The following is a 22870-nucleotide window of genomic DNA, read 5'->3' on the forward strand; positions in this document are numbered from 1 at the left end:
TTATCACGAAGAACTTGATGCTACAGCTGCTGCACCCACTGCCGCGAACATCGCTGCTTGCTGTGCTTGAATTAATAATTCAATAGATGACATGATCGTCATTGATAAGGATTGTTGCACCTGCGCCATATCATAAATAGCAATTTGAATGGCCATAAATAACACAAATTCACGATGCCATTTTAGAAGTTTCATACCCTTTAACTCATGATATAAATTAACAATCTGTTGAAGCTGTGCTTGATTCACTTCAAGGATTGCTAAAAAGCCAAGTAAAGGATAGTGCATCGTCTTGACCTTTACATCCTGATTCTTTAGTGTGTCACGGATTGTCACAACACTTGGCACTAGTTTATTATCATATTGAGCTGATAAGAAAGTCAGTACTTGCGATAGCCATTGAAGCTCATTACCCGCATTAAAATTATACGTACGTAATTCTTTATAATAACGATTCATTGTTTCCGCACGTAGCTCAACATCATCAGAGGGGCTGCTTAACAATACTGCATAAGGAATATCATCGTATGACGTTAAAAACTTATGATGTTTACGGATTGCATCAAATAATGCACGTGCTGCCTGTGCATGTGCACGCTTCTCACTGTCCTCTTCAGTTAAAAACTGTGCACCAATAAAACTAAAGTTCCCACTTCTAAATTTTGCTTCCTTCATTATATTAACGTTATTCAGTAAACTTTTTACTGCTTGTTCGGTATCTTCTTGCTCCAATAAATTTGCAGCAATACTATAACCTACCGTTGTTCTTAACGGAGATGTCCATGAAGTTTGCTTTTTCAATTCTTGTAATACCTCTTTATATTTAACAGAATCAAAAGGTTTTCCAGATGCCACATATTTGCTAGCTATGGCTAACACAATTTTACGATCCACTGTCCGTCCAACAGCCTTTGAGACATCCTCCACCATATTTGTAAACTGATTTTCAATCATAACAAAATCCATGTTTAACACGCTCCTTTTCCATATTTACGTAATTAAACAAAAAAGGATTCATCCATTTTGGCTCATCGTCATAACGAGCTTTGTAGCTGCCGCTTTGCTTTCGCTACAAAAAACATTTGTTGCTGTCGCTTCGTTTTCGCGCAGATAAAACATTTGTTGCTGTCGCTTCGCTCCAGGGTCCCGGCCAGCAGATGTTTTTTGCGCGAAAGCGTAGCGGCAGCGGCAACAGCACCGATGCTGGTCACGAGGGCGTTATCACAGGACGTGATGGTTTTAGCCTTCGTTCCTCTATTGCTGATCCCCAAGGAGTCGCCCAGCCGTAACGAAGATCAACATTTATACATGGTATACGTTTTTACAAATGTCATACCCACCTTTTAGTAGCGAATCCCCATTTTGCAACAATTAACCTATAAAGCGTTAACGGAATTTATGTGTTACTCAATACGAGTAGTTTAATGGAAATAATTAAAATTGAATGGAGGGGCTGACACTGTTTGAAATGACCAATAGAAAGTAGATCGATTACGATTATTTTTGAGATTACGCAACTCTCCAAGAAATATAGCCTTACACACATTCTCCCAGAAAAATTAACATAAAAAAACAGCGGCAATACTTTTTGCCGCTGTCACTAAAGCTTTAAATTAACCCTAATTCCTTTAACTCCTCTGTTGAAAAGGCTCTTGATCTTGTTAAGAATCGTTTACCTTCAACGCCTTCAAGTGAAAACATACCGCCTCTACCATCGACAACGTCCAAGATTATTTGTGTATGCTTCCAATAGTCATATTGATTTTTATGCATATAGAAGGGAGCACCACTAATCTCTCCTAGGCAAACATCTTGATCACCTAATAGTAAGTCGCCCTCTGGATAACACATTGGCGAAGAGCCGTCGCAGCATCCACCTGATTGATGAAATATAACGGGACCATGCTTTTCTTTCAATAATTCGATTAGTGCTAGCGCTTCTTCTGTTGCTATAACACGCTCAACCACGCTCATGCACCTCCTTATTGATTAGAAGAAACCAAGTTTGTTTTCACTATAGCTAACTAATAGGTTTTTCGTTTGTTGGTAGTGAGCTAACATCATCTTATGGTTTTCACGACCAACACCCGACATTTTATAGCCACCGAACGCTGCATGTGCAGGGTAAGCATGGTAGCAGTTTGTCCAAACACGTCCTGCTTGAATACCTCGACCGAAGCGATAAGCTGTATTCATATCACGTGTCCATACACCTGCACCTAAACCATATAATGTGTCATTCGCAATTTCTAACGCTTCTTCTTTTGTTTTGAATGTTGTTACAGCAACAACTGGTCCGAAAATTTCTTCTTGGAAAATACGCATTTTATTGTGTCCTTTGAAGACAGTTGGCTTAATGTAGTAACCATTTTCAAAGCCTGATCCTACATTATTTTTCTCTCCTCCAATTAGACATTCGGCACCTTCTTGCTTACCAATATCTAAGTAAGAAAGGATTTTTTCCATTTGCTCACTTGAAGCTTGCGCACCCATCATCGTATTCGGATCAAGTGGATTCCCAACTTTAATCGCTTCAACACGCTGTAGAACACGCTCCATAAATTTATCGTAAATAGATTCTTGTATTAATGCACGAGAAGGACATGTACATACTTCACCTTGGTTTAATGCGAATAATACAAAGCCTTCAACTGCTTTATCTAAAAAGGCATCATCTTCGTCCATAATATCCTCAAAGAAGATGTTTGGCGATTTGCCGCCCAATTCTAATGTAACGGGAATAAGATTTTGTGAAGCATATTGCATAATTAAGCGACCTGTCGTTGTCTCACCAGTAAAGGCAATTTTACCGATGCGTGGATTCGATGCCAGCGGCTTCCCTGCCTCTAAGCCAAAGCCATTGACAACATTTAGTACACCTGATGGCAATAAATCTTCTATTAATTCAACGAGCACCATAATCGAAGTTGGTGTTTGCTCTGCAGGTTTTAACACTACACAGTTTCCAGCTGCAAGTGCAGGTGCTAGCTTCCAAACAGCCATTAATAACGGGAAGTTCCAAGGGATAATTTGACCTACTACCCCAATTGGCTCATGGAAATGATAAGCGACAGTATCATTATCGATTTGGCTTACTGCGCCTTCTTGTGCACGTAAAGCTCCCGCAAAATAACGGAAATGATCAATTGCAAGAGGGATATCTGCATTTAATGTTTCACGTACCGCTTTTCCGTTATCCCATGTTTCGGCAACGGCTAGCTTTTCTAAGTTTTGTTCTATGCGGTCCGCAATTTTAAGTAAAATGTTTGCACGCTCTGTTGCGGATGTTTTCCCCCATGCATCTTTTGCGGCATGTGCTGCATCAAGTGCAAGTTCAATATCCTCAGCAGTAGAACGAGCTACTTGTGTAAAAACTTGTCCAGTAACAGGTGTAACATTGTCAAAGTATTGTCCTTTCACTGGGGGTGTCCATTCTCCACCAATGTAATTATCATATTTCTCTTTGAATTGAACTACCGATCCTTCAGTGTTTGGAAATGCATAAACCATTTTACTTCTCCCCTTTACACAAAATAATGAGAAAATAATCTACAAATATCGTCATTTTTTATCGAAATAACAATATTTTCATAGATACCCTCTTACACAATATATTGTCAGAAACGAAAAATAATTTCAACTTTTTTAAATTTTTTTAGATTAATATTAAAATCTTTTTATTGAATAAGAAAATAGGCTGGTATGAAAGCATAAGGAACGAAGTATGAGCGACGGGGTTGCCCACGAAAATTGTTTTCCTGGAGTGAGTTATATTTGGTAGAAAAGCTTCTAGGATTCACGGTGTGACCAACTATAATGTATACTTAAAAATAATATAAATGTATAGGAGAACAGTATGCGCATTAATAAATATTTGAGTGAAACAGGCATCGTATCTCGTCGCGGTGCGGATAAATGGGTAGAAGAAGGTAAAGTAACAATTAATGGTGAACTTGCTTCAGTCGGTAGTCAAGTAGAAACTGGTGATATGGTTTGTGTTGATGGAAAAGAGGTAAAGAAAGAAGAACAGCTCGTATATATTGCCTTAAACAAACCAGTAGGAATTACAAGTACAACGGAACGTCATATAAAAGGAAATGTCGTTGATTTTGTTAATCACCCTCTTCGCATTTTCCATATTGGACGACTAGATAAAGAGTCAGAAGGGCTATTATTACTGACAAATGATGGTGACATCGTCAATAAAATTTTACGTGCTGAAAACCATCACGAAAAAGAATATATCGTACAAGTCGATCAACCTATTACGGAGCAATTCATCAAAAAAATGGGAGCAGGTGTAGATATTTTAGATACTACAACCCTACCTTGTTATGTTGAAAAAATATCTGATAAAGTCTTTAAAATCATTTTAGAGCAAGGTTTAAATCGTCAAATACGTCGTATGTGTTCAGCACTTGGCTACTCCGTTAAGCGCCTACAACGCATTCGTATTATGAATATTAAACTTGGCAATTTAAAAGTTGGACAGTGGCGTGATTTAACAGATAAAGAACGGACAGAACTATTCAGACTACTTAAATACACACCAAAATAAAGCACTTTAAGGGGATAGAACTATGCTGTCAATTCAAAGTACTGTGCAGTTAACTGGAGCACGTGTTAGCGGGGATTTTTGGGATTTAGATGAGCTTATTAATGCTATTTACAAAATAACTGGTGATGAAAACAAGTATTATGATTATCAAGGAGCGCGCCTTCGCATTCTTAGTGTTTGTTATAATCTACGTCAAGCCGCCAAGGGGGAGCATCAGCTTGAGTTTGTTAGCAATGGACTCAATAAAAGTGTTTTGACACAGCATGAACTAATTTTCCCAAACAAAAATGTTTATTTCGCAGCAGAGATTCTTTGGCCAGAGCTGATCTTTACTGCTATCGCTTTAAACGATTTCATTCGCCTACATCAGGAGCTAATTGATTCTTCTGATTGGAGTATTGACGTTGCCGCCATTCGTAAATTCCAGGCAGCGGTTGCTAATTGTTTAGAGCAGGAGCTTAATGAAGAAGAATACTTAGTATTTTTAAGAATGCTGCACACTAAAAGTCCATTAACATTCCGTTATGCAACACAGTACGTCGATGTTTTGAACTTAGAGTATATTCAATTAAGCTTGGAGGAACGTAAAGCTCATTTAGCAGCATTTGCTCTCCGATTAATGTTAGAAGACGATGAATATGTAATGCTAAAATCACAACTCATGGAAGCGGCGATTACTACAAAAAAATCGTTACATGAAATCGAAATTAAAGCTAAATATCCTGAAACTATTTTGTGGTAAATAGGAAGCGCCGTCTCAACTACTTTTGAGACGGCTACTTTTATTCTAATCAATTATGCCTTGGCATAATAGTACCCGGAGGCTTTAACTTATTTCAGCATGCTGAAATAAGTTAAATTTTCGTGTAAGCCATTTTTCGGATAACTTCCTCGTGCTGTGGATAGTCGGCTAAAAGCTCTTCTTGTGTAAATAATTCGAAGTCTTCAAAATCAAAGCCTGGCGCAACCATACAGCCTACTAAACTAAATGTATCTGCATCCTCTACGGACGATCCAAATATAGTATTTTTTGGTACTGCTATTTGTGGTACTTCTCCTGCCTCAACATTTAATCCAAGCTTCTTCGCCACATATGTACCATCTGGGAAAATCATATGAACTGTTAGCGGACTGCCAGCATGATAATACCAAAGCTCGTCCGATTTTAAACGATGCAAATGCGATATATCCTGTGAACGAAGTAAGAAATAAATACTCGAATAAATTGGTCTCTGTACATCTCTTACAGCCATATCCTCAGCTGCTCGAAACGAGGATATGTAATACCCTCCCTCAGGATGCTCTGCTAAATTTAATTTCTCAATAAAATATTGTGCTGAATACTTCATAAAACATCACTCCTTTCGTCCACATTACCAAATAATAAACGACGAATGCTACTGCTATTTCGTCGATTTGATCATTCTACTTCGATTTGGCCGTTCTTTCTGTCGCTTTGCCCTTTCTTTCCGTCACCTTGGCTGCTCTTTCCGTCGCTCTAGTCTTTCCATCCGTCGCTTTGACTTCTTTCCGTCACTTTGATCATTCCATCCGTCGTTTTGCCCCTTCTTTCCGTCACCTTGGCTTTTCTTTCCGTCACCTTGGCTTTTCTTTCCGTCGCTCTAGTCTTTCTTTCCGTCGCTTTGAATTCTTTCCGTCACTTTGATCATTCCTTCCGTCGTTTTGCCCTTTCTTTCCGTCACCTTGACTGTTCTATCCGTCGCTCTAGTCTTTCCATCCGTCGCTTTGACTTCTTTCCGTCACTTTGATCATTCCTTCCGTCGTTTTGCCCCTTCTTTCCGTCGCCTTAGCCTTTCTATCCTTCACTTTAACTGATCTATCCGTCTTTTTTACTCCCTTCGCTCATAAAAAAGACGCCTCGAAAATTGAGACGTCTTCTCCCTCTATAAACCACCTAAATAAGCAGCCTTTACTTGTTCACTCTCTTGAAGCTCTTTTGCTGTACCTGATAATACTATACGTCCTGTTTCAAGTACGTACGCACGATTTGCTACTGATAAAGCCATATTGGCATTTTGCTCAACAAGTAATACAGTTGTACCTTCTTTGTTAACTTGCTCAATAATATTAAAAATATTTTTTACCATGAGTGGCGCAAGTCCCATTGAAGGCTCATCCATTAATAACAACTTCGGTTTTGCCATTAATGCACGCCCCATCGCTAGCATCTGTTGCTCACCACCAGATAATGTACCTGATTGCTGTTTACGGCGCTCCAAAAGACGTGGGAATAATTCATACACATGCTCTAGATCTTTTTTGATGCCTGCTTTATCGTTACGGAGATATGCTCCAAGCTCTAAGTTTTCTTCAACGGACATATTGGCAAAAACACGGCGCCCCTCTGGAACATGTGAAATGCCTGATTTTACAATTGTCTGTGCAGCTTTCCCTGCGATAGAGAAGCCTTCATATTCAATGATGCCACCCTTTGGTTTTAATAAGCCTGACAATGTTTTTAATAATGTACTTTTACCAGCACCATTTGCACCGATTAACGTTACAATTTCACCCTCATTTACTTCTAAAGAGAGGCCCTTTAATGCTTGAATGTTACCGTAAAATACATCTATATTTTGTACTTTTAGCATTAGCTGATAACCTCCTCGCCAAGGTAAGCTTCAATTACCTTTGGATTATTGCGAATTTCTTCTGGTGTCCCATCAGCGATTAATTGACCGTGATCGAGCACGTATATACGTTCACAAATCCCCATAACTAAGCTCATATCATGCTCAATTAAAAGAATTGTTAAGCCAAATTCTTTACGAATAAACGCTATTAATTCCATTAAATCATGCGTCTCCTGCGGGTTCATCCCTGCTGCAGGCTCATCTAGTAAAAGTAGCTTAGGTTTCGCAGCTAGAGCACGAGCAATTTCTAATCGGCGTTGCATCCCATAAGGTAAATTTTTCGCAAGCTCATCCTTATAAACATCTAAGCCAAAGATTTTTAGAAATTCAATAGATTGATGCTCCATTTCTGCCTCACCTTTAAAATGATTCGGCAAGCGGAAAATGGAAGACCACATGGAATGCTTTGCAAGTGAATGGTTCGCTACCTTAACATTATCTAAAACAGATAGCTCTTTAAATAAACGAATATTTTGGAATGTACGGCTAATACCTTTTTGTGTTACTTGATATGGTGCAAGCCCATTTAACTTTACACTGTCAAATGTAATCGTGCCCTCAGTTGGCTTATACACCCCAGTAAGCATGTTAAAGCTCGTTGTTTTACCAGCACCATTAGGCCCTATAAGACCTACTAGTTCTCCTTGATGTAGGTACATATTAACGCCCTGTACCGCCTTTAAACCACCGAATTGAATGCCCATGTTTTCAACATTGATAAGAAGGTTTCCAGTCATTATTTTGTACCTCCTTTTTTACCAAACTTAAATAAATCCGTAACTTCTTTTGTTCCCATCAAACCTGTTGGACGGTACAGCATTACGACTATTAAGACTAAACTGTAAATAATCATACGTGTTTCTGGGAAGTTTGCTAGATATGCTGAGACGACTGTTAAGAAAACCGCAGCTATGACAGATCCTGAAAGACTTCCTAAGCCACCAAGAACTACATAGATTAAAATATCAAATGATTTTAAGAAACCGAAAGTTGTCGGTTGAATAATGTAAAAATTATGTGCAAAGATGGCCCCTGCAAGACCGGCGAAGAAGGAACCAATTGCGAAAGCTACAACTTTATAGTAAGTTGTGTTAATACCCATTGCATCTGCCGCAATTTCGTCCTCGCGAATCGAAATACATGCGCGTCCATGACGAGAGTTCGTAAAGTTCGAGATTACTAAAATTGTTAGAACAACACCTATGAATGCATAAGTCCAATTCGATAAATATTCAACCTGCATCCCTGCTGCGCCACCAACATAATCCGTATTTAAAAAGATAATACGAATAATTTCCGCAAAACCGAGCGTTGCAATTGCTAAATAGTCCCCCTTTAAACGTAACGTCGGGATACCTACAATTAAACCGGCTACTGCTGCTGCAAGTGCCCCTAAGAAAATTGCTAATGGGAACGGAAGCATTAATTTAGTTGTGATGATGGCAGAAATATATGCCCCTACCGCTAGGAAGCCTGCATGCCCTATCGAGAATTGACCAGTAATACCAATGACAATGTGCAAGCTGACCGCAAGCATGATGTTAATACACATTGTGATCAACATATTTTGATAGTAAATATCGAGAAAGTTCGTTGAAATAAGCACCTGTACAACTGCATAGATGACTAGCGCTAATACGGCATAACCCCAAAAAACTTTAGACTTTTTCATAATCACCGCTCACCTACACTTTCTCACGGGCATTTTTACCAAAGATACCCGATGGTCTGAAGATTAAAATTAAAATTAAAATAACGAATGCTGCTGCATCACGCCATAGAGAGAAACCAAGTGCACTTACTAATGATTCCACAACACCGAGCAACATACCGCCAACCATGGCACCAGGAATAATACCAATACCGCCAAGTACTGCCGCGATGAATGCTTTAAGCCCTGGAATAACACCCATTAATGGATCGATTTTTGTGTAATATACCCCAAAGATAACACCTGCTGCACCCGCTAAAGCTGAACCAATTGCGAAGGTTGCTGAAATTGTATTATCTACATTAATGCCCATTAAACGTGCTGCATCGGCATCATGAGAAACCGCACGCATCGCTTTCCCGATTTTTGTTTTATGTACGATGAATTGTAAAAGAACCATCAGTACAATTGAGACAGATAAAATTAATATTGATATACTACTGATTTGAACACCGAAAATATCAAATGATTTATTTTTAATGACATCAGGATATGCCGCAGGTTGCGCACCTCTGAAGAAAATAGTTGTATATTCAATTAATAGCGATACACCGATTGCAGTAATTAAAGCCGCAATACGTGTGGCATTTCGCAAGCGCTTATAAGCAATACGTTCAATTAAAACACCAAAGATTGCACAGACTGCCATCGCCAATAACAGTGCTGGAAAGAAGCCAAGCTCCCATTTAGCAATTGCATAAAAGCCAATAAATGCCCCGATCATAAAGACATCGCCGTGGGCAAAGTTAATCAGCTTAATAATCCCGTATACCATCGTATACCCCAGCGCTATTAATGCGTATATACTACCTAGTGAAATACCATTCACAAGCTGCTGTATCCATTCCATGAGCGTTCACTCCTTTTTATTTTTTGAAAAGTGCAAAAATAGGACTTACTTCTACATGTTATTATTGAAAATAGAGTAAATTGTGTCCTCTTAAAAAATTTTTTTGTTCTATCAATTTCGCCTTGGCGTAATTAGGTGTTTGGACACTGTAAAGGAACCATATCCGTATTCATCTCACCACCTTCAATGGTGGGAGCCTTTACTGAATGAAGATAAAACATAAAAAGGAAGGCGTGTTTCCCCGCCTCCCCTTGCCTAAAAAACATTAAGGATTAACTTTAGAGTTGAACACTTGTTTACCGTCTTCAAATTCAAGAACTGTTGCTGTTTTAATTGGGTTATGATTTTTGTCAACTGAGAAAGTACCTGTTACTAAAGAAAGATCTTTTGTGTCAGCTAAAGCCTTTTTAATAGCTTCCCCATCCGTAGAGCCTGCACGCTTAATAGCATCAGCAATGTAGTAAATTGAGTCATAGCCAAGTGCATTGAATGCATCTGGTGCTTTATCCTTGTTCGCTGCTTTAAACGCCTTTACGAAATCTTGAATTTTTTGATCTGGGTCTTCTGCAGAGTAGTGGTTTGTGATGTACGTGTTATTCAGCGCTTTCGCACCAGCTAACTCTACTAATGTTGGTGAATCCCAACCGTCAGCCCCCATCAGTGGTACATCAATACCCAATTCACGCGCTTGTTTTACAATTATACCTACCTCTTCATAGTATCCTGGAATAAAAATAAAGTCTGGCTTCTCTCCTTTAATATTAGTTAATTGTGTACGGAAATCAGTATCCTTTGCTACATACGCTTCTTCCTTTACAACTTTCCCACCATTTTTTGTAATTGTTTCTTTAAATGATTTTGCTAAACCTTTTGCATAATCAGATGCGTTATCCGCAAAAATAGCTACATTTTTAGCTTTTAATTCATTAGTAGCAAAGTTTGCTGCTACGATCCCTTGGAATGGATCGATAAAACAAGTACGGAATGCATACTCATTAATGCTACCGTTATCATTCACTGTAATGTTTGGAGCAGTACCAGAACCAGTAACGATTGGGATTTTATTTTTATTCGCAATTTGAACGGTAGCAACTGTATTACCAGAAGTTGCTGGGGCTAACATTGCTACTACTCTATCTTGCGTTGCTAGTTTAAGAGCTGCTGCAGTAGCCTCTGAGTTGTCAGACTTATTATCTACTTTAATAAGGTCAATTTTTTTACCGTCGATTCCGCCATTATCATTAATTTCTTTTACCGCAAGGTCTGCACCTAGAGCAATCGAAGAACCATAGGAAGCTACGTTACCCGAAAGCTCTAAGTTTGCACCGATTTTAATAGTATCACCGTCAGAAGAACCGCCACCGCCTGATGATGATCCTCCTCCTGAACTTGAACTATCTCCATTACCACAGCCAGCAAGAACGCCTGCAAGTAGTGAAGATGCAACTAGAAGTGAGCCAAACTTTTTAAGTTTTTTGTTCTCTCTCATAATTTATTCCCCCTAAGTTTTTTCAAATATTAGATATTTCTGATAATTATAAACAATCCACAGCATTTCCTCAATAACAAAAATAACCAAAATGACAATTCATAACTATCTATTACTAAATCAATATATTATTCAATTAAACCTTTTACATTGTAAAACATTCTTTATTTTTAGTCTAGAGTGATTTTTCTGTATAATTAGTAATTTAAAAATTATCTATTAATTTAGAACAAACATTAATATAAAACTATCATATTTGATTATTTTTTTACGATAAAATCTCGTTAAAAGAAGTCCTTTTTTCGAAAATTGCAAGATCTAAAATATAAAGCGTTCTGGCGAAGTATTAATTTGGAATTACCAATAACTATTTATTCCCAGGGAAATACAGTACTTAGAGGGCGCAATCGGAGTAAGATTTTTTAAAATTTGTCATAGTCGAATCTTATTAAAAAGCTTAGAGCTGGGTTATTTCTACAGCTCTAAGCTTTTTTCAATGCAAACACACAAAGTCGTTCGTTAATATTTGTTTCATTTTCAAGATGAACCTCATGGATTAATTCAAAAGGCGTCCCATGATGTAAAAACTGTAAATAATCATATGGTGGGTAATATAAAATAACATGAATTTCACGCATATGCTGTTCATAAGACTTCCATATATTATGAATAACCGTACGAAAAATGTGGATTGAAAATGGATTAAAAAAAAAGAAAACCGTGTCGCTTGGTTGAATAGCATAGTCCTCCGCTATTGAATGCATAAAGGAAACCGGAGATTGAGCACTCTTTTTTTGAAGATAGTTCCTTTTATTATTCTCAGCCTCTGCATAAAAACCTGCATCCATTTCTACCCCTATTGTCGGAATATGAAATTTATCATGTACATAAATAGGGACTCTCCCTTTTCCACATCCAATATCGATAAACACTGGATTATCAGGCATCTCATACTCAGAAAATAATTGTTCTAATCCAGCATATGGTGTTGGCTCATAACGATGGTAGTGAGCTAATTTAGGAAACCCATACTGTTCACCGACCGTATTAATATGCAAAAGCTTATCAAATTGTTGTTCATTCATATTAGTAGACTCCTCAAAAAAGAATGCTTTATTTTAGCACGATAAAAAGCAAAAACCATACCCAAAAGTTTTGGATATGGTTATTTTTTTAACGACCTCTTCTATTAAATTTTAAAACAAAGAGCAGTGCAACTATTAACAAGACAAAGCAAACAGCCGCTGTAAGAATTGTATTTTTATCGATAACTGTTCCTTGCTTTAGTTGCTCATCGCCTTGGTTTGGCCACATAGGTCCTCCATTTTTGTCAGGTCGTTGCATTGGACCACCACCATTTGGTCTGTCTCCCTGCTTATCACCGTTTTGATTAAATGGAGGGGCTTGTGAAGGATCAAAGTCATCTGGTCTTTGCATCGGAATGTTCATGTCACCCATTTCGCCTGGATTAGGCATTGCCATATTCCCTTGTGTTGTTGCTTCCACAACAAGTTCCCCTGACAGTTGCTTTAAAATAGATTCGGAGCGCTGTTTTGCAAATTCAGGAAGACTTTTTTCCCCTTCTACCGCTTCTATAAACTGTTCTGTTGTAGAGAATTTCGTAGGGTCTGCTTCCACATACGTCGTTAATAACAATGCTAATTTTTTGGTAATGTTTTGTATGTTTTCTTCTGTTAAGTAATTAGTCGCTATCTCTTCTAAATAGCCTTCATATTTAGCACGATACTCTTCATTTGAGAGTAAGGCATTTAATAGCGGGCTATCCTCTAATGTTGTACCAGATACTGGGGTAGTCACACTAAAGTTAATAGCGCTATCTGCCATAAGATCGCCGGACATACCCATCCCCATATTGATTCCACCCTTATCGAGGCCACCATTAGGACGTTCTCCTTGCTGTTGTTGAACACCATTATTCGGAAACTCCATGTCTGGTTTATCTAATTGCTCATTCGTCTGTGCATCTTCTGGTGCTTTCATATTGGCATCGGCTGGCATTTGAATATTGCCACCCATTCTACCACCTCCACCAAAGCCACCAAAGGACATATTATAATCCCAAGGTATGATAGAAAACACACCATCCTTCTCATACAAATAGTAATTGTGTTTCATATTGCTCTGATAACTATCAAGATTTACAATTGCCGTGTTCATAGCAAAATAACGCAGCATTTCATCGACATCAATATATTTTTCGATATTGCCGCCATTATTGATAGCTTTAATCATGTCAATGAATTTTGATTGATCGACATTACCTTCGTTCGTTTTTAAGCCAATTCCCGTATAATCAGCAATATCATCACTAATATATTTTAAATCACTGCCTGTCCCATCTGGCTTAAACAAAAATCCATCATTAGAGCCGTAGTTATTTGCCAGGAATGTTTCATCCACGGCTTCTACCCCTAAAAATAAACCTCTATCCTCACCATTCACTGTGACATACATATATGAATGAGCGGGTGTAGGTAATCCCATTTGTTCCATCAGCTCATAAGAAATATATTCTCGCATTAACGTTGAATCACTGAAATTATTATTTAAATTTAATTTTTTCAAGCCGTATAAGCTTTGTGTATCATCGTAATAATCGAAATCTATTTTTAAGCTATATCGATCCGAGTCGCTATTTGCAACCGAGTTCAGTGATGAACTTCCTTTTGTACGAATAGCTACATTCTCTATTCTCTTGCCATCTACTGTGATATTAGCTTGCTTCAACTCCTTATCTGTTGCACTTTCTAGCATGTCAGCCCAATCTTCCTCGGCTATTTCAATATCTACTGTTGTTACTTTATTTTTATTAAACACAATAGACTCATAGGAAAACTCGGTATTTTTTGTTTCAATGCCGGTTTTTGGGAGCACTGCAGACACAACAACAAAGAGGAGTAGCAGAATTGCCATACTAATATAGACAACCCGTGTTTTAATCATTATCAGCACCTCTCTTCATAGTTAGAAAACTCCTCTAGAGTGGTTACTAAGCAGTGAAATTACCATCATAACTAAGCATTACTGCTGATTTTACTCCAGGTACTTTTGTAAGATTGTCCATCAATTTTGTATCATTTTGTTTAACACGAATTTCATAGGTTGTTTCGATTTCAACATCCGACATAATAGATTTTGATTTTAAAGCGAATTTTTTAGACTGTGCCGCAATAATATGCTCCACTTCCTCACAAGCAAAATCTTCTTCAAATTTCACAATTAAAAGATATGGATTCTCCACAGTAATTTTGTTCACTAACACGAGTAGTACGAGACCAATTAGAACGGCACCGATTATAACAAGTGGAATAAATCCTGCACCGCAAAGAATCCCAGAAACTATTGCCCAGAAAATATATACTAAATCCATAGGATCTTTAATAGGTGTACGGAAACGCACGATTGATAGTGCACCAACCATACCTAACGATAACAGCACATTTGAACTTATTCCCATAATCACTAGTGCTGTTGCCATTGTCATAATGAGTAGCGAAATATTGAAGGAATGCGAGTAAATTACTCCGTTAAAGGTTTTCTTGTATACAGCGTAAATAAACAGGCCTACAAAGAATGCTACAACTAACCCTAAAAGTGAATCTATTAATGAAAATGATGTTGTTTTCTCTAAAAAGCTGGATTTAAAAATATCGTTAAATTTTATAGTATCCATTGTTTAATTCTCCTTTATACATACATACGACTAAGCTGATATTTCGAATATGCCTCAGCACGTGTATCTACTGATTGTAATAAGTACTTAATAATATCCGGCAAGTACTCATCGTATTTCACTTCTAAAATAACTAAGTTTGGCTCAAGTACATCAACCATCGGTAGCTTCGGATTAAACATATCTGTATTACGTAGGCTCGACTGTACTTTACTATCAAATGTGACACGCACATTTCCAAAGGGATAGATGTAAGCCTCACGCTCGTAATCGACAACTGTCATTGGTTTCAATTGGTGATACTTCATGTCCTTATATAAATCTTGAATTAACGCTCGTTCGTCTTCCTCCATCCAAGCATTATCCCCACCACGCATTTTTTCATATTCCTTTTGGGATATGGCACACTTCGTTTTAAAGGTTAAATTATTTCGTTTGCTTTTTCGCTCCAAATTTATAGTCGTAGTGGATTTACCGTAAATTCGTACTCGATATTTATCTCGATTGATATAACCCTCTTTTTTTTCATTTAGAACTTTGTTTTCAAAATTATCAAAGTATGTGCTGCGAATTAAATACTTACCATTCATCCCAGCATGCTTATCTCGCTGCATTACATGCTGTAGCTTAGTTTTTAGCAATGTATAGTCCGGATAGGAGATAGCCTGTTTAATCTCCTTTCGACCGTTAGGATTAAACGAGGTAAGAGTAGGCATATAGTTCACTCCTTACATTTTTTCTATTTTGTATTGCTCTTGTTTATCAGCTAACCAAGATGCGTATTCCTCATTTATGCGATCCTCCAGCACAGTCGCATAAACTTCATCTTTTACATCCTCGAATACGGCCTCTTCTGCAGGTACTTTTTCGGTTACTTTAATGATGTGATAACCTTCTGACGTTTGAACAATATCACTGACGCTACCTTTTTCAAGGCCAAATGCGGCTTCTTCAAATTTCTCATCCATCTGTCCTCGACTAATATAGCCTATTTCCCCACCAGCCTCATTCGTTGATGAATCGATTGAATATGTTTTTGCTAGCTCCGAAAAATCCTCACCAGCTTTTATTTTTGCTAGCACATCCTTTGCTGTTGCCTCATCCTCCAATAAAATATGGCTAGCTACAATCTCTTCCTTTTGTCCATAGCTATCCTTATTGTTTTCAAAATATTGAGCTACTTCCTCATCTGATATGTCAATGCTTTCAGCAATTACATTTTTGGTAAGTTGATATATGCGAATATTATCCTTCACACTCTGCTCTGTCAGTCCGTTCACCTCTAGTGCCTCTTGTAATGATTCTTCCCCACCATACGACTCGGCTAACTCCTTATACTCTTCCTGAATAGAGTCCTCGGATACAGAAACACCCACTTTCTTCGCCTCTAGTTCAACTATTTTATTGGTAATTAGTGTCTCTAGCACCTCTGTACCGTATTGTTCACGCAATGCGTCATCTAGTTCTGTTTGTAAAATCTTTTCACCATCAACCTTCGCCACATAATCGCTACTCTCACCACAACCGACTAGTAGTATTAATAATGCTGCAGGTAAGGTTATCATTTGGAAAAACCTTTTGTTTCCGGTCATCCTTGATCCCGTCCTTTCTTTTGGTTTCTCGTTTACAATGCTTACTATAAAGGCCTAATGTGTCAGTCAGATGTCAGCTTTACATTTCCTTCAAAAAAACTTTACAAAAAAAAGCTACCACGCCTTTTAGAGCGAAGTAGCCTTTTTCAGTGTTATTTCAAAGCATGTTCCTGATGAATTACTGTCAATTAGTCGTAAATCACCGCCTATAGATTGCGCCATCATTTTACTAAGTGATAATCCTAAGCCTAAGCCTCGGACCGCATATTTTTTATTTTCTCCTCTATAAAAACGTTCAAAGATAAATGCCTGATCTTCCTGAGGGATACCATGTCCTGTGTCCTTTACAGTAATGAAGACAGCATCCTCTTTTTCCACCAGCGTAATGATGACAATCCCTTCCTGCATTGCTTGCTTTGCATTCGTCAATAAATTAGTAACTATTTGCTGTATACGTACAACATCCGCCTGAACATCAACGGAGTCTGCAAGGAAATCCATTTGTATTTTTACATTTTCGTCATCCTGCATTACTTCCCATTGAGCTACAGCATCACGCACTAACTGATTAACATTCATTGTTTCAAGCTTTACTGGAATTGCATCTACCGCAAAATGATTATAAGCTAGCAAATCACCGACCATCGTTTTCATTTTCGTCGTTTCTACTAATGCCATTTGAATAAATTCACTAGCATCCTGACCTGTAACGACTCCATCTTTCACCGCCTGCAATAACCCACTAATTGACGTAACCGGTGTTTTTAGCTCGTGGGTGACGCCCGCTAATAATTCTGTTCGAGTCTTTTCTAATTGTTCTAGCTTATTCGCCATTTCTTTAAAAGAAGTAACGAGCTCATAAATTTCTTCTTCCTTACTATTTTGAGGCAAATCAAATGTATAGTTTCCTTCTTGCACTTGCTTTGCAGCTTCGGCAACCTGTTTTATTGGGTGTGCTAGACGTTTGGATAAAAAATAAATAGCACCCCACCCCAATACAGCAAGTGCTCCAATAAGTAATGCCAGTAGCCCGTATGCTTGGTTAACCTTCGTTAAATTCTCCTTTTTCTCTAAGACAAGCACCCAGCCAACTTCCTTATTGTCCCTTTCAAGTTTTCTTTTTACGACATATTGAACTAACTCTTGTCCCTCACTCGTTACAGTTATTTTCTTTGTCCCTTCTTCACCATCCAGTATGTTGGCAACATTTTTTTCACTTCCTGGAGGCATCGGTCGATTGCTACTTACTATATTGCCTGCCGTATCTACAACATATAAAACAGGATCAATTTCTCGCATAGTAGATCGCTCACGGTTACCAATAAACCCTGGAATACCGCTCATAGGTCCATTATTTTGGCTAGAAGTATCTGTTAGGCGAAATACAGTCTCGTCTGCTATAAATTCCATCATCTCTAGTCGATTTTGAAACGTCGTATGCCGAATCCATGCCGCAGAAATAAAAGAGATAATAGCTAGACCCACAAAGAGAGTTAATAAATAGCGACTTGTCCAATAGTTGCGTAAAGATATTCGCTTATTTTTTTTGAACACTTAGCTGATACCCCAATCCACGTAGTGTCTTTATTTCTCCCTCTTCCTCATCCCATTCTTTAAGTACCTTTCTTAGTCGCTTCACCGCTAAATCCACCGCTCTATCACTACCTTCATATTCCCAGCCCCAAACTTGATCAATAAGTTGGTCACGTGTAAATGTTTGGTTTGGATGCTCGGCCAAAAATAAAAGTACAGATAAATCTCTAGGCGTTAAGATGATTTCTTCTCCCTTAAGTAGCACTCGATGGGCTTTCATATCAATCTCTAACCCACCAAAGCGTTTTATTTCTGAAGATTCACGGCTCCCTTTAGCGCGCCTTAAAACCGCCTTGACTCTTGCCACTACCTCATCAGCAATAAATGGCTTTGCAATATAATCGTCTGCTCCTTGATCGAAACCCTCTAATCGATAATTTACATCGCCTAATGCCGTTAGCATGATCACTGGACAAGAGCTAACTTCTCTAATTTCCTTTAAAACTAACCAACCGTTTTTTTCTGGTAACATAATATCTAGTAATACTAAATCAGGCTGAACCTCTTGAAATATAGCCAATGCCTGACCGCCATTAAAACATTGCATAACATCATAGCCTACTTTTTTCAAATATGCCTTCAAAACTTGGCTAATTGCATATTCGTCTTCTACTACTAATATTTTTGCCATGCCCTTTCACCTCGTTACCAGTACATTCGTATTTTCATTATATCATCGGATTATGTCAGTTAAATGTCAGGGCCTAATGAGACTGTTCATACTTATAGTGGTGCATCAAATATCGAGCTATTTGCAATTTACATGGCTCTTCTATTGACAATGTCTTCCTAGGCGAATTATCATTGATTGCGAATGATAATCATTGATAATTCATTCGTATAGTTAACAAAAAAATGATTAGGGGGGAAAGCATGATTATTGTTACAAATCGTATTCAAGTAAAACCCGGCTTTGCTGCAAAAATGGCACCAAACTTTACAAAACCAGGACCTCTACAGCAGTTTGAAGGCTTCCATAAAGTGGAGGTATTAGTTTCAACTGATGATCCCACTTATGACGAAATGAGCGTCAATATGTACTGGGAGTCTAAAGAGCATTTCCAAGCTTGGCGTAATAGCGATGCATTCGCTGCAGCTCATCACCGTCCTGGACAAAGTGCTGAGGGAGGAAAACCTGAAAACAGTCCACTTATCGGTAGCAAAATAGTTATAGCTGAATTAGCTTCTTCGATTGAAGCATTACGCTAATTTTCAACTTCTTTCAGCAGGCTGAAAGAAGTAACAACTAAAATATCTTCTGATTCTATCTAAAAAAAGATCCTGCATTTTTGAAAATGCAGGATCTTTTTGAATTATTGCATGAAAATAACTAAAACATAGCCAAGTATTGATAAGCAAACCGAACCGATAAATCCTGCAATAAACGCCTTTACACCTAATTGTTTAAAGGTTTTTATCTCTACATTTAAACCTAGTCCAGCCATCGCCATCCCAATTAAAATATAAGCGATATTTACAAATGTTTGCGCTACATTAGCTGGTACAATTCCTAATGAATTAATAGCGCTCATCGCTAAAAACCCAAGAATAAACCACGGAATTATCGACAGTGAAAATCCTTCTTTTTCCTGCCCCTTTTCATTTCTCCGATATAAAATACCGATGACAATAGCTACGGGTACAAGCAATGCGACACGTGTTAGCTTCACAATAACTGCCATATCAATGGCTTCATTTCCACCAGCTGAGGCTGCTGCAATAACATGAGCAATTTCATGTAGAGTGCCTCCCGCAAAAATACCATATTCAGTAGGAGTTAAGTTAAATACAGAGTATAACACCGTGTAGACTAATGTGAATACAGTCCCTAATAATGCGACTATCGCTGCGCCCACTGCCGTTTCTTTTTCATTCGCTTTAATTTGAGGAGCAATAGCGACAACAGCAGCAGCCCCACAAATAGCTGTACCACAAGCTGTTAATATGCCTAGCTTCTTATCTACATGAAATACCTTCGTTAAGCCATATACAACCACTAAAGCAAATACTAGATTAATAAAAGCAATAAGAAAAACACTCGCTCCAGCATTGTAAATATCCGCTAAGTTTAAACGCATACCCAGAAAAATAATGCCGAGGCGTAATAATTTTTTACTTGAAAATGTTATGCCTGTTTGCCAAGAATCCTGCACCTTAAAGGCTGCTCTCCAAGCCATACCTAATATAATGGCAATGACAAGCTGCCCTAAAATTGAGAAGAAAGGAAATGTCGAAATATATTTTGCTACTAAGGCAATAATGAGTGTCAACAAGATCCCCTTCATAAACGCTGGGGTTTGGAAACTTTTTAACCTCTGCTGGCCATTATCCATGTTGTTCACTTCTTTCATCCTTGATAATTATTACTTTATTAAAAAGTTAATCATCAGTAAAATACATATATATAATCGTAATTATTAATATTTCTAATAATAGGAGTGGTAATATGCAATTTGATGCTTTAAAAACGTTCATCACACTGGTGGAGGTCAATAATTTTACGAAAGCCTCCGAAATACTTCATATTTCACAGCCAAGTGTCAGTTTACACATTAAAAACTTAGAACAAGAATTTCACACGACTTTATTTATCCGTTCACCAAAATCTGTACAAATCACACCAACTGGAGAAATTTTATATAAACGAGCAAAGCAAATGATGGCCATTGCCGAGGCAGCAAAGGAAGATATTTTAACCTATCACCATGAAATTCAAGGTACACTTGTGATTGGCGCTAGCTTTACCATTGGGGAATATATATTACCTCCTATCATTGCCAACTTGCAACAGCAATTCCCTCAGCTAGAGCTTCAAGTTATTATTGGCAATACGAAAGAAATCATTCAATATACAAAATTATTACAAGTCGATATCGGTCTTATTGAAGGACAAGCACACGACCATGAACTTCTTATTAAACCGTTTATGCAAGACGAGTTATTTATTGTCAGCGCGAGTAATCACCCTCTTGCAAAGGAGTCAACGATTACAGTTTCGGACTTACAGCAGCAAAATTGGGTTGCACGTGAAGAAGGCTCTGGCACACGTTATTATTTAGATCATTTATTTAGAGCAAATGGGCTCCAAGTACGTTCACTTCTTACTATTAGTAGCAATCAAGGTGTGAAAGAAAGCGTTATACAGGGGCTTGGACTTTCATTACTGTCCGCTAGTGTCATTGAGCGTGAATTAAAAAATGGCGATATAAAAATCTTACCCCTCGAGGAACAGCATTTTATCCGAACATTTTCTTATTTGTGCTCGCCTACAATAAAAAATAAACGCAATGTCGACATTCTTTTAGAGGCACTATTAAAAAAAGCTTAGCGACTAGTAATTCGCTAAGCTTCATGTTGTTGAAAAGCTATTATGTGTCAGAAGATATATACTATGTGAAGTGGTTGATTGGAGTGGAAACTGGGCGACTCCTTGGGGATCAGCAATAGAGGAACGAAGGCTTTATCACGTCCTGTGATAAAGCCTTCGTGACCAACATCGTGTTGGCCCGAGACCCTGCAGCGAAGCGGATGTTTTCTGTGCGAAAGCGTAGCGACAGCAACAACAAATGTTTTCTGTAGCGAAAGCAAAGCGGCAGCTACAAAGCGCCCAGTCGAACGGAAATCAACCTCTCGTTTTGCAGAAGAGCCATACTTTATTTAATGTGACATAGATTCCCTTCACCATTTTGGTTTTCAACACTACTCGCTAAGCTCACTTTATAATTCTTGGATTTAGACGTTTACGCTCCTGCTTATGCTCAATAATTTCTACAAATTTCAACGCTGCTCGAGATAAAGGTACGCTTTTCAAATAACACATGCCAATGCTCCGATTTGGTATACTTTCCGTTAATGTTAGCTCATATAAAAATCCTCGCTGCAAATAATCTTTAGAAAATTCTTTCGTTACACAAGCAATTCCTAAATTACTGCGTGCAAATTCCAGCACTAGATCATGTGAACCAAGCTCAAACTCAGGTTCAATGAAGATCCCTCTTGCAAATAAATAATCTTCTACATACTTTCTTGAATTTGATTTTTTCTCTAAAAAAACAAGTGGAAACTTTAACAGATCCTCAAAGCTTAAGCTTTTTGATGCCAACGTTTTGTACTTTTCGCCGCATACAAAAATATCCTGAACCTCGGTGCAAGCTGTTAACTGTAATGTCTGATCTTCTATCGGAAAATTACAAAGTCCTATATCAACCTCGCCAGATTTAATAAAGTTACAAATTTCCGAAGTCGTTCCATTTAACATTTGTAATTTGATATTTGGATACATTGTATGAAACGTCTCTAGATAAGGCATTAAAAAGAAACGAGAAATAGTGTCCCCTACTCCAATTTTCAACTGACCTGTTGTTAAATTTTTAAATTCTAGCAGTTTCTCCTCACCAGCATCTAAAAGGCCTAACGCTGAATTTGTATACTCATATAAAAGTTTACCTTCAGTTGTTAACGTCACTCCTTTAGGTGTACGGTTAAAGAGACGTGTACCTAGCTCCTTTTCTAATTGCATCATGGCTTGGCTAACAGCTGGTTGAGTCATATATAAATCTTTAGCTGCACTTGAAAAGCTATTATTTTTAGCGACAATACTAAAAACGCGATATAAATCTAATTTCCCTATCATATAAGCACCTCTTATAGCTATTATACGAACTATTAATTTTACTTATATCACTAAAGGAGCGTATAGTAAAACTATATTGGTTTTATTTAACATACA

22 protein-coding genes are annotated in these 22870 nt (G+C 37.9%); 4 read left to right on the forward strand and 18 right to left on the reverse strand.

The window, feature by feature from the left end:
- Nucleotides 1-3: 3 nt before the first annotated feature.
- The 3 genes from ACQKOG_RS14640 to adh all read right to left on the reverse strand — a co-directional run bounded on the left by ACQKOG_RS14640 (nucleotide 4) and on the right by adh (nucleotide 3510).
- Entirely contained in the window at nucleotides 4-966 is a 963-nt protein-coding gene (locus ACQKOG_RS14640) for a DUF4003 family protein (RefSeq protein ID WP_427447136.1), read from the reverse strand.
- 642 nt (nucleotides 967-1608) lie between these two features.
- Nucleotides 1609-1968 carry a DUF779 domain-containing protein gene (locus ACQKOG_RS14645; protein ID WP_370077782.1) on the reverse strand — a complete coding sequence of 120 codons (360 nt, stop codon included), beginning with the start codon at nucleotides 1966-1968 and terminating at the stop codon, nucleotides 1609-1611.
- Nucleotides 1969-1989: 21 nt separating this feature from the next.
- The gene (gene adh / locus ACQKOG_RS14650; protein WP_370077783.1) at nucleotides 1990-3510 is read right to left on the reverse strand and encodes an aldehyde dehydrogenase; all 1521 of its coding nucleotides are present in this window, start codon (nucleotides 3508-3510) and stop codon (nucleotides 1990-1992) included.
- Nucleotides 3511-3856: 346 nt separating this feature from the next.
- Here adh and rluF point away from each other — a divergent pair, with 346 nt between their 5' ends.
- Both rluF and ACQKOG_RS14660 read left to right on the forward strand, forming a co-directional pair.
- Nucleotides 3857-4558 carry a 23S rRNA pseudouridine(2604) synthase RluF gene (gene rluF / locus ACQKOG_RS14655; RefSeq protein WP_427447139.1) on the forward strand — a complete coding sequence of 234 codons (702 nt, stop codon included), beginning with the start codon at nucleotides 3857-3859 and terminating at the stop codon, nucleotides 4556-4558.
- Nucleotides 4559-4580: 22 nt separating this feature from the next.
- A complete protein-coding gene (locus tag ACQKOG_RS14660; RefSeq protein WP_370077785.1) occupies nucleotides 4581-5300 on the forward strand; it encodes a DUF6904 family protein in 720 nt (239 codons plus the stop codon).
- A 112-nt stretch (nucleotides 5301-5412) separates the two neighbouring features.
- On the opposite strand, the gene ACQKOG_RS14665 is transcribed toward ACQKOG_RS14660, so the two are convergent.
- From ACQKOG_RS14665 to ACQKOG_RS14725, 13 genes are all read right to left on the reverse strand, one after another.
- Nucleotides 5413-5907, reverse strand: coding sequence for a cupin domain-containing protein (locus ACQKOG_RS14665; protein WP_427447141.1), 495 nt, complete (start codon nucleotides 5905-5907; stop codon nucleotides 5413-5415).
- A 555-nt stretch (nucleotides 5908-6462) separates the two neighbouring features.
- Complete coding sequence (locus ACQKOG_RS14670; RefSeq protein WP_248717509.1) at nucleotides 6463-7170, reverse strand: ABC transporter ATP-binding protein; 708 nt, start codon at nucleotides 7168-7170, stop codon at nucleotides 6463-6465.
- Entirely contained in the window at nucleotides 7170-7949 is a 780-nt protein-coding gene (locus ACQKOG_RS14675; RefSeq protein WP_370077790.1) for an ABC transporter ATP-binding protein, read from the reverse strand. The genes ACQKOG_RS14670 and ACQKOG_RS14675 overlap by 1 nt, the downstream gene beginning before the upstream one ends.
- Nucleotides 7949-8884 carry a branched-chain amino acid ABC transporter permease gene (locus tag ACQKOG_RS14680; protein ID WP_142509935.1) on the reverse strand — a complete coding sequence of 312 codons (936 nt, stop codon included), beginning with the start codon at nucleotides 8882-8884 and terminating at the stop codon, nucleotides 7949-7951. Before ACQKOG_RS14680 ends, ACQKOG_RS14675 begins: the two co-directional genes overlap by 1 nt.
- 13 nt (nucleotides 8885-8897) lie before the next feature.
- Nucleotides 8898-9773, reverse strand: coding sequence for a branched-chain amino acid ABC transporter permease (locus ACQKOG_RS14685; protein ID WP_370077792.1), 876 nt, complete (start codon nucleotides 9771-9773; stop codon nucleotides 8898-8900).
- Nucleotides 9774-10038: 265 nt separating this feature from the next.
- Nucleotides 10039-11262 carry an ABC transporter substrate-binding protein gene (locus ACQKOG_RS14690; protein ID WP_370077794.1) on the reverse strand — a complete coding sequence of 408 codons (1224 nt, stop codon included), beginning with the start codon at nucleotides 11260-11262 and terminating at the stop codon, nucleotides 10039-10041.
- A 482-nt stretch (nucleotides 11263-11744) separates the two neighbouring features.
- Entirely contained in the window at nucleotides 11745-12347 is a 603-nt protein-coding gene (locus tag ACQKOG_RS14695) for a class I SAM-dependent methyltransferase (protein WP_370077796.1), read from the reverse strand.
- Between the two features lie 88 nt (nucleotides 12348-12435).
- Complete coding sequence (locus tag ACQKOG_RS14700; RefSeq protein ID WP_370077798.1) at nucleotides 12436-14226, reverse strand: CotH kinase family protein; 1791 nt, start codon at nucleotides 14224-14226, stop codon at nucleotides 12436-12438.
- A gap of 46 nt (nucleotides 14227-14272) precedes the next feature.
- Nucleotides 14273-14956, reverse strand: a complete 684-nt coding sequence (locus ACQKOG_RS14705; RefSeq protein ID WP_370077800.1) for a DUF4956 domain-containing protein — start codon at nucleotides 14954-14956, stop codon at nucleotides 14273-14275.
- Between the two features lie 14 nt (nucleotides 14957-14970).
- Nucleotides 14971-15672 (reverse strand): polyphosphate polymerase domain-containing protein, encoded by a 702-nt coding sequence (locus ACQKOG_RS14710; protein ID WP_370077802.1) that lies wholly within the window; start codon nucleotides 15670-15672, stop codon nucleotides 14971-14973.
- A gap of 12 nt (nucleotides 15673-15684) precedes the next feature.
- Nucleotides 15685-16521, reverse strand: coding sequence for a foldase protein PrsA (locus ACQKOG_RS14715; protein WP_427447148.1), 837 nt, complete (start codon nucleotides 16519-16521; stop codon nucleotides 15685-15687).
- Nucleotides 16522-16674: 153 nt separating this feature from the next.
- Nucleotides 16675-18102, reverse strand: coding sequence for a HAMP domain-containing sensor histidine kinase (locus tag ACQKOG_RS14720; RefSeq protein ID WP_427447150.1), 1428 nt, complete (start codon nucleotides 18100-18102; stop codon nucleotides 16675-16677).
- Complete coding sequence (locus ACQKOG_RS14725; RefSeq protein ID WP_402869953.1) at nucleotides 18086-18772, reverse strand: response regulator; 687 nt, start codon at nucleotides 18770-18772, stop codon at nucleotides 18086-18088. Before ACQKOG_RS14725 ends, ACQKOG_RS14720 begins: the two co-directional genes overlap by 17 nt.
- A gap of 242 nt (nucleotides 18773-19014) precedes the next feature.
- On the opposite strand from ACQKOG_RS14725, the gene ACQKOG_RS14730 reads away from it, so the two are divergent.
- On the forward strand, nucleotides 19015-19350 hold the full coding sequence (locus tag ACQKOG_RS14730) for a heme oxygenase (protein ID WP_142509939.1): 336 nt from the start codon (nucleotides 19015-19017) through the stop codon (nucleotides 19348-19350).
- 104 nt (nucleotides 19351-19454) lie between these two features.
- Here ACQKOG_RS14730 and ACQKOG_RS14735 read toward each other — a convergent pair whose 3' ends face one another.
- A complete protein-coding gene (locus tag ACQKOG_RS14735) occupies nucleotides 19455-20474 on the reverse strand; it encodes a YeiH family protein (RefSeq protein WP_427447182.1) in 1020 nt (339 codons plus the stop codon).
- 113 nt (nucleotides 20475-20587) lie between these two features.
- On the opposite strand from ACQKOG_RS14735, the gene ACQKOG_RS14740 reads away from it, so the two are divergent.
- Nucleotides 20588-21469: a LysR family transcriptional regulator gene (locus tag ACQKOG_RS14740; RefSeq protein WP_427447153.1), complete on the forward strand. Its 882-nt coding sequence runs from the start codon at nucleotides 20588-20590 to the stop codon at nucleotides 21467-21469.
- 384 nt (nucleotides 21470-21853) lie between these two features.
- Here the strand turns inward: ACQKOG_RS14740 and ACQKOG_RS14745 are convergent, their stop codons facing one another.
- Nucleotides 21854-22774, reverse strand: coding sequence for a LysR family transcriptional regulator (locus ACQKOG_RS14745; RefSeq protein ID WP_370077814.1), 921 nt, complete (start codon nucleotides 22772-22774; stop codon nucleotides 21854-21856).
- Nucleotides 22775-22870: the final 96 nt, after the last annotated feature.

This window comes from Lysinibacillus sp. NPDC093216, assembly GCF_050280325.1.
Classification (GTDB): domain Bacteria; phylum Bacillota; class Bacilli; order Bacillales_A; family Planococcaceae; genus Lysinibacillus.